The following is a 14732-nucleotide window of genomic DNA, read 5'->3' on the forward strand; positions in this document are numbered from 1 at the left end:
TCGCTCGGTAATTTGCTGAGGGCGGCCCAGTCTACCTCCGAGGGTTTATGTTGACAACGAAGCCATTGGAGCAATACGTACCGGCCCGCCATGGCGGAGCCCCTGTTCACTCCTGAAGAGCAGAAGAAGTTCGACGCGGGGATCGCGGAAATCCTCTCGCACTACCCCTCTGATCGCAAAAGCGCCGGCATGCTTCCCGCGCTGCGCCTGCTGCAGGACCTCAAGGGGTGGTTGCCTCCTGAAGGTCTGCGGCTGGTCGCGAGGAATCTGGAGGTCACGCCGGAGCGCGCCTACGAGGTCGCCAGCTTCTACGTGATGTACCACCTCAAGAAGCCGGGCAAGTACGTCATCGACGTCTGCACGAACCTCTCCTGCTCCCTCTGGGGCGCGGAGAAGATGCTCGCGTACCTGGAGCAGAAGCTGGGCCTCACCGCCGGGGAGACGAACGACAAGTTCACCCTGCGCGAGACGGAGTGCCTGGCGTCCTGCGGGACGGCGCCCTGCCTGCAGATCAACGAGGATCACCACGAGCGCCTGACCCAGGCGAAGCTGGACGCCATCCTGGCCCGGCTGTCGTGAGTCGCCCCTCCTCCCCTTCGCTTTCCTAGGACGTTCATCCATGGCCTCTACGGCAAAGGCGGTCGAACCCGTCATCTCGGCGGCCTGGGGCAAGCCCCAGTCCTGGACCCTCGACAGCTACCGCTCGCGCGGTGGCTATGACGGCCTCAAGCGCGCTCTCTCCATGGAGCCCGCCGCCATCATCGACGAGGTGAAGAAGTCCAACCTGCGCGGCCGTGGCGGCGCGGGCTTCCCCACGGGCATGAAGTGGAGCTTCGTCCCCAAGGACAGCCCCAAGCCCAAGTACCTGGCCGTCAACGGCGACGAGTCCGAGCCGGGCACCTTCAAGGACCGCTACATCCTGGAGAACGACCCGCACATGATGCTGGAGGGCATCGCCATCGCGTCGTACGCGCTGGGCGTGCACACCTGCTACGTGTACCTGCGCGGCGAGTTCAAGTTCCAGGCGGAGCGCACCCAGGCTGCCATCGACGAGGCCTACAAGGCCGGCATCTTCGGCAAGACGCTGATGGGCAAGGACTTCGCGCTCGACTGCTACGTCGTCCGCGGCGCGGGCGCGTACATCTGCGGCGAGGAGACGGCGCTGCTGGAGTCCCTGGAAGGCAAGAAGGGCTGGCCCCGCCTGAAGCCCCCCTTCCCCGCGGTGGTGGGCCTCTTCGGCTGCCCCACGGTGGTGAACAACGTGGAGACGCTCGCCAGCGTGCCCCCCATCCTCGCCAAGGGCGCGGACTGGTACGCGAAGCTGGGCACGGACAAGTCGGGCGGCACGCACCTGGTCTGCCTGTCCGGCTCCGTGAACCGCCCCGGCGTCTACGAGGTGGGGATGCACACCACCATCCTGGAGCTGATCCACGACGACAAGTACGGCCAGGGCATGCCCAAGGGCCGCAAGGTCAAGGCGGTCATCCCGGGCGGCTCCTCGGCGCCGGTGCTGGGCGCGGACGAGCTGGACGTGGCGCTGGAGTTCGAGGCGCTGAAGATGAAGCAGACGATGGCCGGCTCCGGCGGCGTCATCGTGATGGACGACGCCACCTGCATGGTGCGCAGCCTCTGGCGCGTGGCCCGCTTCTACGCGGAAGAGTCCTGCGGCCAGTGCACCCCGTGCCGCGAGGGCACGCCGTGGCAGACCCGCCTCCTGCGCAAGATCGAGGAAGGCCGCGCGGAGATGAGCGACATCGACATGCTGTCGAACGTCGCCTCCTCCATCGCGCCCTACCCCCCCATCGGCCTGGGCAACACCATCTGCGCGCTGGGTGACGCGGCGGCGCTGCCCACGCACTCCTTCCTCATGCGGTTCCGGGACGAGTTCGAGGCTCACGTACGGGAGCACCGCTGCCCGTTCGGTGACCACCCCTGGGGTTCCTTCGGAGACTGGTCTTGAACATCGAATTGGTCCTCTTCGGCGTCTTCGCCGTCATGACGCTGCTGTCGGCGGGGCTGGTCATCACCGCGCGGAGCCCCATCAACTCCGCCATGGCCCTGGTGTCGACGTTCTTCTTCCTGGCCGGCATCTACGTGCTGCTCTGGGCGCACACCGTGGCCGCCGTGCAGGTGCTCGTGTACGCGGGCGCCATCATGGTGCTCTTCCTGTTCGTCATCATGCTGCTCAACCTGGGTGACGCCCCCCACCGCGGCAAGCCCACGGCGACGCGGCTGCTGGGCGGCGCCTCCGCGCTGGGCCTGCTGGCCGTGCTGGCCGTGACGCTGGGCCGGACGAACGCGCAGCCCGCGCAGCTGGACGCGAAGGCCCAGGCGGCGTTCGGCACCATGGCGTCCATCGGCGAGACCATCTTCACCACCTGGCTGCTGCCCTTCGAAGCGGTCAGCCTGCTCCTGCTGGTGGCCATGGTGGGCGCGGTGGTGGTGGCCAAGTCCCGCATCTGACCCTCGCGACCTTCCGGACAACCCAATGGTCCCCATCACCTACTACCTCCTGCTGGCCGCGGCCCTCTTCTGCATGGGCATGTTCGGCGTGCTGGTGCGCACCAACGCGCTGGTCGTCTTCATGTGCGTGGAGCTGATGCTCAACGCGGTCAACCTCACGTTCCTGGCCTTCGCGCGCATGCACGGCGAAGGCACGGGCCACGTGTCCGCCTTCTTCGTCATCGCCGTGGCGGCCGCGGAAGCGGCCATCGGTCTGGCCATCGTCATCGCGGTCTTCCGCAGTCGCGGGTCCGTGAACGTCGACGACATCCGGACGATGAAGCACTAACGCCCCGTCACCCCTGAGCACACCCATGGACGGATCCCTCGTCGAGTTCTTCAGAACCGCACCCATCCCCCCGGAGGTGTTTTCGCCCTCGCTGGGGTTGATCATCCTGCTGCCGCTCCTGGGCGCGTTCGTGTGCGGCGTGTTCGGCAAGTGGCTGGGCCGCGCCAACGTGCACCTGGTGGCGTGCTCCGCCATCGCCGGCGCCTTCGTGCTGAGCCTGCTGGCCTTCTGGGCCACCAGCGACGCGGCCGGCGGGCGCGTGGTGAGCATGGCCAACCCGTTCGGCATCGAGCGGGACACCATCCGCTACGCCATCGCGTACGACTACGGGACGTGGTTCGCCGCCGGTGACTTCCGGGTGAACTTCGGCCTGCTGGTGGACCACCTGTCGGGCATCCTGCTGCTCATCATCACGGGCGTCGGCTTCCTCATCCACCTGTACTCCACCAGCTACATGGAGCACGACGATGGGTACTGGCGCTTCTTCGCGTACCTGAACCTCTTCGTCGCCGCGATGCTCACGCTGGTGATGGCCGACAACCTGGTCCTGCTCTTCGTGGGCTGGGAGGGCGTCGGCATGGCCAGCTACCTGCTCATCGGCTTCTGGTACACGGACAGCGCGAAGGCGTGGGCGGGCCGCAAGGCGTTCGTCACCAACCGCATCGGTGACTTCGCGTTCCTCATCGCCACGTTCCTGCTCATCCTCACGGTGGGCGCCTTCAACCGCCAGGCGGACGCGCGGGACTACAACGCGGCGGCCACGTCGCGGGCCCGCTACGAGCAGGGCATCTCCCAGAAGGGCCCCGTCACCTTCAAGGGCCTGGAGAAGCTGGCCCTGGCCCTGCCGGAAGGCACGGGCGGCGCGGTGTCCCTGTCCACGCCCATCGAGTCCGGGCCGCTGTCCGGCTACACCTTCGGCGGCGTGATGACGTCCATCATGCTGCTCTTCCTCCTGGGCGCCGCGGGCAAGAGCGCGCAGCTGCCGCTCTACGTCTGGCTTCCGGACGCGATGGCCGGCCCGACGCCGGTCTCCGCGCTCATCCACGCCGCCACGATGGTGACCGCGGGCGTGTACCTGTTCTGCCGCATGAGCGCGCTGCTCGTGCTGTCCCCCACCGCCATGGCGACCATCGCCATCGTGGGCGCGCTCACGTCGCTTTTGGCGGCGCTCATCGCGTTCGCGCAGGACGACATCAAGAAGGTGCTCGCCTACTCCACGGTGTCCCAGCTGGGCATCATGTTCATGGGCGTGGGCATGGGCGTCTTCTGGGCCGCCGCGATGCACCTGATGACGCACGCGTTCTTCAAGGCCTGCCTCTTCCTGGGCGCCGGCAGCGTGATGCACGGCAACGGGGACGAGACGGACATCAAGAAGCTGGGCGGCCTGTGGAAGGAGATGAAGTGGACGCACGCCACGTTCCTCATCTCCACGCTGGCCATCACCGGCATCTTCCCCATCATGTCCGGCTTCTTCTCCAAGGACGCCATCTTCCACGGCGTGCACCACAACCACCTGCACGGTCTGGAGTGGGTGTCCGGCTTCGTCTACGTACTGGGCCTGCTCATCACCGCGTCCACGGCGTTCTACATGTCGCGCGTCTACCTGCTGACCTTCACGGGCAAGCGGTCCCCGGAGGCGAAGCTGGCGCACGCGCATGAGAGCGCGTGGCACATGACGCTGCCGCTGGTCATCCTGGCGTTCCTGGCCTTCATCACCTTCGTCTACGCCCTGCCCCTGATGCCCCGCGTGGGCGGCGGGACGCAGCCGGTGTTCGAGAACTTCCTGTCCCCCGTGCTGCGCCCGGCGGAGACGGTGGCCCGCGTGGCGGAGACGGTGAAGCTGGACACCAGCGTGCCTGGCGTCGGGGACTACGCCTTCGCGTGGATGTGGGCGCTCCTGGGCGGCGGCGCCGCGGCGTTCGCCTACCTGAAGTTCTTCCCCTCGCGCGTGGGCCAGCCGGTGCCGGCCTTCGCCCGCGCGGTCCGCCGCACGGCGCTCAACAAGTTCTACGTGGATGAGTTCTACGAGTTCATCCTCATCCGGCCGGTGAAGTTCGTGGCCTTCATCCTCTTCCGCGTGGTGGACGCGCTCGTCATCGACACGGTGCTGGTGCGTGGCACCGCGTACGTCACGGAGAAGGTGGGCCTCGGGCTGCGCCGGCTCCAGACGGGTGACGCGCAGGCCTACGCCGCCATCATGGCGCTCGCCATCCTGGGCGGCGCGGTCTACGCCCTCGTGCAGGTGCTTTCATGAGCTTCTTCGACACCCACCTGTTGAACGTCGTCATCTACCTGCCGCTCGTCTTCGCGGCGCTGGTGCTCGCGCTGCCGGCCAGTGAGCACGGGCAGGTCCGCACCATCACCTTCGTGGGCATGCTGCTGGACCTGGTGTTCGGCGTCTGGGCGTACTTCCGCTTCGACCCGTCCGGCGCCGAGTTCCAGATGGAGTACCGCGTCCCGTGGTTCCAGCAGTTCGGGATGAGCTACCACCTGGGCGTGGACGGCCTGGCCGTGAGCCTGCTGCTCCTGACGGTGTTCCTGGGCCCGCTGGTGGTGCTCGCCTCCACCACGTACATCCAGCACCGCATCAAGGAGTTCCACCTGGCGCTGCTGGTGCTCCAGACGACGATGCTGGGCGCGCTGGCGTCGATGGACGTCCTGCTCTTCTACATCTTCTTCGAGGCCATGCTCATCCCCATGTACCTGATGGTGGGTGTGTGGGGCGCCGAGGATCGCCGCATGGCGGCGGTGAAGTTCTTCCTCTACACGCTGGTCGGCTCGCTGCTGATGCTGGTGGCCATCGTGGCCGTGTACTTCATCAGCGGCGGCCCGGGCGTGCGCTCGTTCGACTACGGCACGCTCTACAACAACCTGCTCGCCGCCAATCAGCAGCTCGCCGCGTGCAGCGCCGGGCCGGAGGGCGCGTGCGCGGGCCTTTCGGGCCTGGCCGCCACGCTGCACACCTACGGGCCGTGGATGTTCGCCGCGTTCGCGCTGGCGTTCGCCATCAAGGTCCCCATGTGGCCGGTGCACACCTGGTTGCCGGACGCGCACGTGCAGGCGCCGGTGGCGGGCTCCATGATCCTGGCCGGCGTGATGCTGAAGATGGGCACCTACGGCTTCTGGCGCTTCGCGATCCCGCTCTTCCCGGTGGCGGCGCACCAGGCCCGTCCGTTCCTCGCGGTGCTGGCGGTGATTGGCATCGTGTACGGCGCGCTGATGTGCCTGGCGCAGCGGGACATCAAGAAGCTCATCGCGTACTCGTCCGTCAGCCACCTGGGCTACTGCATGCTGGGCCTGCTCGCCGTCACCGGTGAGGGCGCCACGGGCAGCGCGTACCAGATGCTCAACCACGGCATCTCCACGGGCGCGCTGTTCCTCCTGTTCGGCTTCCTCTACGAGCGCCGCCACACGCGCCTGATGTCGGACTACGGCGGCATCGCCAAGGTGATGCCGGTGTTCACCGCGGCGTTCGTCATCATCACCTTCTCGTCGGTGGCGGTGCCGGGCACCAACGGCTTCATCGGCGAGTTCCTGGTGCTGATGGGCACGTTCAAGAGCAGCCTGCCCCTGGGCTTCGGCGCGTTCGCCACGCTGGGCGTCATCCTGGGCGCGGCGTACATGCTGTGGATGGTGCAGAAGGTGTTCTTCGGCAGCATCACGCACCGGGAGAACCAGCACCTGCGCGACATGAACCTGCGTGAGATGCTCACCACGGCCCCCTTCATCGTGCTGGTGGCGGTGATGGGCCTGATGCCGCAGCCCTTCCTGGACCGCATCGCTCCGTCCACGGACCGCTACGTGGCGCGCGCCAGCGTGGGCGCTCCGGGCGCCACCCAGGCGAAGGACGACCAGCTGCGCGTGGAGGTGATGTCGCTGCCCTCCACCGCCGCCGCGGCCCGCCCCTCCGTTCCCGCCGCGCCGCTCGCCGTCCGCGAGTAGGCCCCGAAAGACTCCATGAACCTGCCAAATCTCACCCTGGCGGATTTCCTCCCCATGCTGCCCGCCATCATCATGGTGGTGGCGGCCTCCGTCCTGCTGTTGTCGGAGGTGTTCCTCTCCGCGACGGCGTCCCGCGGCTACCAGGCGGTGCTCACCGTCGTGGCGGCGGTGGCCAGCGGCGCCGTCGCCGTGGGCCTGATGTTCGAGCCGCCGCAGGAGGTGTTCCTCGGCTTCGGCGTGTTGGACCCCTTCTCCAGCTTCCTCACCCTGGTGGTGAGCGTGGGCCTGGGGCTGGCGGCGCTGAGCGCGGTGGGCTTCCTGCGCAAGCGTGGCGCGGAGCGCGGTGAGTTCTACGCGCTGATGCTCTTCGCCTCCGCGGGCATGAGCCTGCTGGCGATGTCGTCGGAGTTCATCACCATCTTCGTCAACATCGAGGTGCTCTCCATCGCGACGTACGCGCTGACGGCGTACCTGCGCCGCGGCACGCGCCCCAGCGAGGCGGGCTTCAAGTACTTCATCCTGGGCGCCTTCTCCTCCGCCATCCTGCTCTACGGCACGGCGCTCCTGTACGGCGCCACGGGCACCACGAAGCTCAACGACATCGCGGGGCCGCTGCAGCAGGCCCTGTCCACCAACCCGGCGCTCGTCTACGTGGGCGCGGTGCTCATCGCCGCGGGCTTCGCGTTCAAGGTGGCGGCCGTGCCGTTCCACATGTGGACGCCGGACGTGTACGAGGGCGCCCCCACCCCGGTGACGGCCCTCATGAGCGCGGGCGTGAAGGCGGCGGCGTTCGCGTCGCTGGTGCGCGTGTTCGTCACGGTGGGCAAGGGCATGGACCCCAAGCTGCCGCTGATGCTCTTCGCCACGCTGGCGCTGCTCACGATGATCGCCGGCAACCTGATGGCGATTCCGCAGCGCAACGTGAAGCGCATGCTGGCGTACTCCTCCATCGCGCACGCGGGCTACCTGCTCCTGGGCGTGGCGGCGCTGTTCGTCGCGGCCCCGGGCGAGCACTTCCGCCTGCTGTCCGCGTCGTCGCTGTCCGGTGGCACGCCGCTGGACGTGGCGCGCTCGGACGCGCTGCGCGGCATCCTCTACTACCTGTTGGCGTACACCTTCAGCGCGGCGGGCGCCTTCGCCATGGTCTCCGCGCTGGAGCGCCGCGAGGACGAAGAGAAGGGGACCGCGTGGGACCTGGAGCGCTTCGCGGGCCTCGCGCAGCGCCGTCCGGGTTGGGCGTTCGCCATGGCAGCCTTCATGCTGTCCCTGGGCGGCATCCCCCCCACCGTGGGCTTCATGAGCAAGCTGCTCATCTTCCAGGCCGCCATCGACGTGGGCCTGGTGGGCCTCACCGTGGTGGCGGTGCTCAGCAGCGCGGCGGGCGCGTATTACTACCTGCGCGTCGTGGTCTACATGTTCATGCACCCCGTCCCCGAGGGCGCGCAGCCGCTGGAGCGCAACTGGGGCACGGAGGCCGCGCTCGTCATCGCCACCGTCGCCGTGGTGCTGCTGGGCATCCTCCCCGGCCACGTCACCGACTGGCTCGCCCAGGCCGGCACGCTGTTCGGCCAGTAGCCGCTTCAGCTCGCGGCACCCGACGCCCGCCTCGGCCCCTGGCCCTGGCGGGCGTTGTCGTTGCGGGCATGGCTCACGGCGTCAAGGCCGTGGGTGCATTGCAGAAGTGAAATGGATCCGCGCTGCGTCATGCGGGCGGTTGCAACGCTGCAACGATGCGGGGAGCGGAAAAGAAGGCGGCCCGGCACCCGTGAGGGTGTCGGGCCGCGGGTCTTCTCAAGGTAACGCACCGGAAGTGCTGAAAGGGTGGGGGGGAACCACTTTCAGCCTCGCTTCGATGCGTCCCGAGCTAACCCTTTAGCAGGTGCCATGCCAGCGCCCGTACGAGGCGGAAATCTAGAGTTCTCAGGCACTTGGACGACCGGGCAACAGTCCCGCCCCATTGCAGCCCTGAAATCGCGTTTCATGGATGAAAACAATCAACGAATTCAGGAGGTTGGTTTTTTCATCCCTGAACGGGGGCGATTTCGGATCTGCACTCATACCCGGAGGCAGGTGTGAGTTCGCTGTGAGGCTATTCGCGGGCGCCGGCGGGAGGTCGCAGGTTGAGCCGCTTCATCTTCCGCCACAGCGTGGTGGAGGAGACGCCCAGCTCATCCGCCACGCGGGCCAGGTCCACGCCATGGCGCTCGAGGGCCTGGACGATGGCCCGGCGCTCCGCGTCCTCGACCACCTCCGCCAGCGTGGGGCCCGTGGCCTCCGCGCTGGCGGGCCGCGCGGCGTCGGTGGGGGGCAGGCCCGTGGCTTCCGGCACGGGCGCGGCGTCCGAGGAGGGCGCGCGGTTCTGGGGGCGCAGCGGGAAGTCCTCGGGGAGCAGCTCGTCGCCTTCGGCGAGCGCGGCGGCCTGCTCCACCAGGTTCTCCAGCTCACGCACGTTGCCGGGGAAGTTGTACGTCATCAGGTGCTCCACGGCGGTGGCGGACAGGCGCCGGGGCCGGGGGCTGCGGGCGTTGGCGCGTTGCAGGAAGTGCTCCGCCAGCGCGGGCACGTCCTCCAGGCGCTCGCGCAGCGGGGGCACGCGCAGGAGCACCACGTTGAGGCGGTAGTAGAGGTCCTGGCGGAAGCGCTTCTCCTTCACCTCCAGCTCGATGTCGCGGTTGGTGGCCGCGGCGATCCGCACGTCCACGCGCAGCGCGGTGGACTCGCCCACGCGGCGCACCTCGCCGTCCTGGAGCGTGCGCAGGAGCTTGGACTGGAAGGTGGGGCTCGTCTCCGTCACCTCGTCGATGAAGAGCGTGCCGTTGTCCGCCTCCTCGAAGAGGCCCCGGCGCGTCTTCACCGCGCCGGTGAAGGCGCCCTTGGCGTGGCCGAAGAGCTCGCTCTCCAGCAGCGTCTCGCTGATGGCCGCGCAGTTGACGGGCACGAAGGGCTGCCTGCTGCGGCGGCTGTGCGCGTGGAGGGCGCGGGCCACCAGCTCCTTGCCCGTGCCGCTCTCGCCCTGGATGAGGACGGTGGCGTCGCTCTGGGCCACGCGCAACAGGCGCGTGGTGAGCTCGCGCATGGCCTGGCTGCGGCCCACCAGCGCGGACAGGCCGTGGCGCTCATTGAACTCCGAGGTGAGGTTGTCCACCGCCGCCTGGAGCCGGGCGCGCTCCAGGGCCCGCTCCACGCGGTAGCGCAGCTCGCCTTCCTTGAAGGGCTTGGTGACGTAGTCGTAGGCGCCCAGGCGCATGGCCTCCACCGCGCTGTCGATGGAGCCGAAGGCCGTCATCATGATGACCTGGAGGCGCGGGGCCACCTCCAGCGCGCGCCGGAGCAGCGTGAGCCCGTCCATGGGCTCCATCTTCAGGTCCGTGAGGAGCAGGTCCACGCGCTCGTGCGCGAGCTTGCCCAGGGCCTCCTCGCCGGTGGCGGCTTCGTTGACGGTGTAGCCCTCCGCGCGCAGGAGCAGGGCGGTGGTGGCGCGCATGTTGCGCTGGTCGTCCACCACGAGGATGCGTCCTCGGGGAACCGGGGTGGTCGCGTCGGTCATGAGAGGGACTGGGGCTGCGTGAGCGGCAGCCAGAAGGTGAAGGTGGTTCCGCGTCCGGCGGCGCTCTCCACGGCGATTTCGCCGCGGTGCTCCTCCAGGATGCGCTTCACCACCGCCAGCCCCAGGCCGGTGCCCTGGGCCTTGGTGGTGAAGAAGGGTTCGAAGACGCGGTGGAGCAGCTCCGCCGGGATGCCCGGCCCCCCGTCCATCACGTCGATGCGCAGCTGCTCGCGGCCGCCATGCGTGTCCCGGCGCGCGCGCACCCGGACCTCGCCGCCCTGGGGCATGGACTGGATGGCGTTGACGGCCACGTTGAACAGGGCCTGGCGGATCTGCCGCCGGTCCATGGGCACCGCGGCCAGGCCGGGCTCCACCTCGATGGAGAGGGACACCGGGCGCTCCGTGGGGGCCTGAGCCCGCGCGGCATCGAAGGCGTCCTGGAGCACGCGCAGCAGGTCCTCCGGCTGGAGCACCGGGTTGCGCGGGCGGGTGAAGTCCAGCAGGTCCGCCACCATCCGGTTGAGGCGGTCGCTCTCCTCCGCGACGATGTCCAGCAGCATGGCCGTGTCCCCCCCGGGGTTCATGATGCGCCGGAGCGTGGCCACCGCGTTGAAGATGACGCCCAGGGGGTTTCTCACCTCGTGGGCGACGATGGCGGACAGCTCGCCCAGCGCGGCGAAGCGCTCGCGCTTCACCATCTCCGCGCGGGTGGCGGCCAGCTCCGCGTAGCTGGCCCACAGCGACTCGTAGAGGCGCGCGTTGGCGATGGACAGCGCCAGTTGGCCGCACGTCGCCTCCGCCAGCTCAATCAGCTCCGGGCCGAAGGGGCGCGGGCCGCGCACGTCGTCCACCAGCACCACGCCGATGAGCTCCTCGCGCGAGGTGAGCGGCAGGCCCAGCAGCGCCTTCTCCCCCAGCCGGTCGATGAGCACCGCGCTCACCGAAGCGCTCGCGGACGTCAGGTCCTCCACCGCGATGGGCTTGCGCTCCAGCGCCACGCGCGCGGCCAGGTCGTCGCTGTCGAGCGGCACCACCACCGTGCGGAACAGGTCGCGGTGGGTCGCGGACGCCGCCGCGCCGCGCAGCACCTTGGCCTGTTCGTCGTAGAGCAGGATGAAGCAGTTGGACACGTCCAGAAGGTGCACCAGGAAGTCGGACGCGACGTCCAGGATGCTCGCGGTCTCCAGCACGCCGGAGGTGGTGCGCGCCAGGTCCAGCAGGAGGCGCGTCTCCGTGAGCTGGCGCGCGGACTCGGCGCGCAGGCGGCGCTGCTCCAGGAGCGTCACCAGCAGCTCCGCGAGCGTGGACAGCAGCCGCGCGTCGCGTTCATCGAACGGGCGCTCCTTCGCGCGCAGCGCCTGCACCACGCCCACGCTCTCACCGCCGCGGGTGAGCCGCGCCGCCGTGCCGCTGCCCAGGCGGCCCTGGGACAGCGTCTCCAGCGCGCGCCCCTGCGCCTCTGACGACAGCACGCCCCCGTCCTCCCTCAGCGACGCGGCCAGCAGCACGCCGGTGGCGCGCACGGCGTCCGCGTCACTCCCCTCCTCCAACCCCACCTGGGCGGAGAGGCGGGGGGCCTGCCCCGGCCCGGGGACGACGTGCAGCGCCACCGCGCGGGCCTGGAGCAGCTCCGCCACGCGCGCGAGGAACGTCTCCGGCGGCGGAGGCACGGGCTGCGCCACGAAGCGCGCCATCTCCGCCACCGACTCCACCTCCCAGCGGCTGCGCGCGCCGTCCGCCTGGAGGTGGGCGTCCGCGAGCGCCGCGCCCACCACCTTCGCGAACAGCGTCAGCACCGAGCCGTGCCGCGGCGCCACCCACGGGCCCGCGACCCAGAGCACCTCCGACCGCGGCCCGCCCACCGGCAGGTACGCGTGCGTGGGCTGCGCCTGGTCCGCGCCGCCGAAGACCGGCCGCCCGTCCGACAGCGCCTCCAGCGCCAGGTGCGTGTCCGCCGGCAGGGAGACGCCGTCGCGCGCCACCCACCGGGTGCCGTCCCAGCGCAGGATGCGCGCCCGGAAGCCCGCGGCCTCCAGGCCCGCCAGCGCCACGCGCCGCACGCCCTCCTCCGAGCGCGCGGACACCAGCCCCGCGGACGTGTCCACCAGCCGCTCCGCCACCGCCAGCTCCCGGGGGCGCTCCGCCATCACCATGCAGCTGAGCAGCAGCGCGAAGCGCCCGGTGTCCAGGCGCAGGGGGTTGGCCTGGACGTAGAGCTCGCCCGTCGTCCCGTGGACGCTGAATATCTTGTAGAGCTGGGGACGCCCGTCCAGCGGCGCGCCGGTGGCCACCCGGTGGAAGCGGTCCGCCATCCGGCTGCGGTCCTCCGGCTGGACGAAGTCCAGGAAGGAGCGGCCCTCCACCTGCGCCACGGGCAGGCCCAGCAGCCGCGCGTACGCGGCGTTGGCCACGCAGACGCGCCCCTCGCCCTCCACCACCAGCACGGGCTGGGTGAAGGCATCCACCAGGGCACGCAGTTCCTGCTCGTTGTAGGTCTTGGAGCTCATCCGCGACGCAGCACCCGTTTGTCCCCCACCCGCAGCGTCACCTTCTCCCGGTCGAAGTACTCCGACAGGGGGATGCTGAACTTGCGGCTCTGGCCCACCAGCTCCTTGAAGGCCTGCGTGGAAATCTCCCTCTGCTCCTTCAGGTACGTCACCAGCCGCCCGCGCAGGTCCTCCAGCGCGCCCGCGTCGAAGCACAGCTCCTCGCTCACCCGCACGCCGGTGCCCGAGGCCACTAGCACCTTCAACAGCTCCTGCAGCTTCGCGGGCGCAAGCCCCAGCTTCCGCGACAGCTCCGTGACGGTGGGCGGCGCGAGCCCCGCCGCGGACAGCTCCGCGGACAGGCGCGTGCGCGCGGCCTCGTCGCCCAGCGTGAGCGTACGGCCCCGGCCCTTGAGGCGCACCAGGTCCTTCTCCGCCTCCACGCCGCCGGAGTCCACCAGCGCCTGCACCACGCGCTGGAACAGGCGCACGTCCAACTGGGCGGAGAGCCGCTGACGGAGCTCCTCGCGGGACAGGCCTTCACGCATGGGTTCGCGTTCGTGGAACGCGGCAAGCAGCGCGAGCGAGCGCTGGCGCAGGCCCTCGAACACGTCCTGCGCCACGTAGAGCCGCCGGTCGCGGTCCACCAGCAGCACCTGCCCCTTGGCGCCCGAAAGCTCCAGCGTGCGCGCGAGCACCCTGGGCGAAAGCCCCGAGCGGCCGAACAGCTCCGTCTGCGTGAGCCCCGCGTAGCCCGCCTGCCGCAGGAGCCACGCCACCTGCCCGGCCGCGTCCGCCTCCAGCAGCGGCCGCACCACCGAGGACGCCCCCTTGCGCCGGCGCGGCGGCGTGATGGAGAGCACGCGCCCCCCGGCCACCGTGGCGCCCCGGCCCGGCAGCGCGCGCGAGCCGCGCAGGATGAAGCGCTGGCCCACGAGCGCGCCCACCGGAGACTCCAGCCGCAGCTGCGCGAGCCCCGTCTCCCCTGGCGAAAGCGAGTCCAGGTCCAGGAGCGCCACCGTGGCCTCCACCTGCGCGGTGCCCAGGTGCAAGAGCAGCTTGCGCCGCCTGGGCAGCGGGGCCTCCGCGGCGGGCAGCAGCGTCAGCTCCACGTCCAGCATGGACGTCTCCGGCAGCTCGCCCGCGCGCGTGAGCACCATGCCCCGGTGCACGTCCTCCGTCTGCGCGTCCGCCACGTTCACCGCCGCGCGCTGCCCCGCCTCCACGCGCGCCACCGGCTGGCCGTGCACCTGCACGCCGCGGACGCGAAAGGGGCCCGGACGCGCGCCGGCCCCCGAGGGAATCAGCGCCACCGCGTCATCCACCGCCAGCGCGCCGGACAACAGCGTGCCCGTCACCACCGTGCCGAAGCCCTTGATGGTGAAGGCCCGGTCCACCGGGAGGAACACGGGGCCCTCCGCGGGGCGCCGTGACATTGAGGCGCCCGCGTGGGCGAGCGCCGCCTTCAGCGCCTCCAGGCCCTGCCCCGTGCGCGCGGACACCGGCACCACGGGCGCGGTCTCCAGGAAGGTGCCGGCGGTGAGCGCGGCGAGGTCCGCCTCCACCAGCGCGCGCCAGTCGTCGCCCAGGCCCTCCAGCAGGTCCGCCTTGGTGAGCGCGACGACGCCCGCCTTCACGCCGAGCAGCCGGCAGATGTCCAGGTGCTCGCGCGTCTGGGGCATGACGCCCTCGTCCGCCGCGACCACCAGCACGGCCAGGTCCACGCCGCCCGCGCCCGCGGCCATGGCCTTCACGAAGCGCTCATGGCCGGGCACGTCCACCACGCCCGCCACCTGCCCGTCCGGCAGCGGCAGGTGCGCGAAGCCCAGCTCCAGGGTGATGCCCCGCCGCTTCTCCTCTGGGAGCCGGTCGGTGTCGGTGCCCGTCAGCGCCTTCACGAGGGACGTCTTGCCGTGGTCGATGTGCCCCGCCGTCCCGATGATCATCGCCGCGTCAGCGCCCTGAT

The 14732-nt window shown here is 70.2% G+C and carries 10 protein-coding genes; 7 read left to right on the plus strand and 3 right to left on the minus strand.

Features of this window, described 5'->3' with window-relative positions; all coding sequences use genetic code 11:
* Positions 1-90 precede the first annotated feature (90 nt).
* Genes JYJ93_RS37640 through JYJ93_RS37670 form a run of 7 tightly spaced genes read left to right on the plus strand, consistent with a single transcriptional unit; the run spans position 91 to position 8308 of the window.
* The gene (locus tag JYJ93_RS37640) at positions 91-579 is read left to right on the plus strand and encodes an NAD(P)H-dependent oxidoreductase subunit E (protein WP_206799533.1); all 489 of its coding nucleotides are present in this window, start codon (positions 91-93) and stop codon (positions 577-579) included.
* Positions 580-619: 40 nt separating this feature from the next.
* Positions 620-1960, plus strand: coding sequence for an NADH-quinone oxidoreductase subunit NuoF (gene nuoF, locus JYJ93_RS37645; RefSeq protein ID WP_206799535.1), 1341 nt, complete (start codon positions 620-622; stop codon positions 1958-1960).
* Positions 1957-2463, plus strand: coding sequence for an NADH-quinone oxidoreductase subunit J (locus JYJ93_RS37650; RefSeq protein WP_206799536.1), 507 nt, complete (start codon positions 1957-1959; stop codon positions 2461-2463). Before nuoF ends, JYJ93_RS37650 begins: the two co-directional genes overlap by 4 nt.
* A 25-nt stretch (positions 2464-2488) precedes the next feature.
* Positions 2489-2791 carry an NADH-quinone oxidoreductase subunit NuoK gene (gene nuoK, locus JYJ93_RS37655; protein ID WP_120527355.1) on the plus strand — a complete coding sequence of 101 codons (303 nt, stop codon included), beginning with the start codon at positions 2489-2491 and terminating at the stop codon, positions 2789-2791.
* Positions 2792-2816: 25 nt separating this feature from the next.
* Positions 2817-5045, plus strand: coding sequence for an NADH-quinone oxidoreductase subunit L (gene nuoL, locus JYJ93_RS37660; protein WP_206799537.1), 2229 nt, complete (start codon positions 2817-2819; stop codon positions 5043-5045).
* Positions 5042-6733 (plus strand): NADH-quinone oxidoreductase subunit M, encoded by a 1692-nt coding sequence (locus JYJ93_RS37665; protein WP_206799538.1) that lies wholly within the window; start codon positions 5042-5044, stop codon positions 6731-6733. The genes nuoL and JYJ93_RS37665 overlap by 4 nt, the downstream gene beginning before the upstream one ends.
* Positions 6734-6748: 15 nt before the next feature.
* Positions 6749-8308 (plus strand): NADH-quinone oxidoreductase subunit N, encoded by a 1560-nt coding sequence (locus tag JYJ93_RS37670; protein ID WP_206799539.1) that lies wholly within the window; start codon positions 6749-6751, stop codon positions 8306-8308.
* A 514-nt stretch (positions 8309-8822) separates the two neighbouring features.
* On the opposite strand, the gene JYJ93_RS37675 is transcribed toward JYJ93_RS37670, so the two are convergent.
* Genes JYJ93_RS37675 through selB form a run of 3 tightly spaced genes read right to left on the minus strand, consistent with a single transcriptional unit; the run spans position 8823 to position 14712 of the window.
* Complete coding sequence (locus JYJ93_RS37675) at positions 8823-10280, minus strand: sigma-54 dependent transcriptional regulator (RefSeq protein ID WP_206799540.1); 1458 nt, start codon at positions 10278-10280, stop codon at positions 8823-8825.
* A complete protein-coding gene (locus JYJ93_RS37680; protein WP_206799541.1) occupies positions 10277-12787 on the minus strand; it encodes an ATP-binding protein in 2511 nt (836 codons plus the stop codon). The genes JYJ93_RS37675 and JYJ93_RS37680 overlap by 4 nt, the downstream gene beginning before the upstream one ends.
* A complete protein-coding gene (gene selB, locus JYJ93_RS37685; protein WP_206799542.1) occupies positions 12784-14712 on the minus strand; it encodes a selenocysteine-specific translation elongation factor in 1929 nt (642 codons plus the stop codon). The genes JYJ93_RS37680 and selB overlap by 4 nt, the downstream gene beginning before the upstream one ends.
* Between the last annotated feature and the right edge of the window lie 20 nt (positions 14713-14732).

It is taken from the genome of Corallococcus sp. NCSPR001, assembly GCF_017309135.1.
Classification (GTDB): Bacteria; Myxococcota; Myxococcia; order Myxococcales; family Myxococcaceae; genus Corallococcus.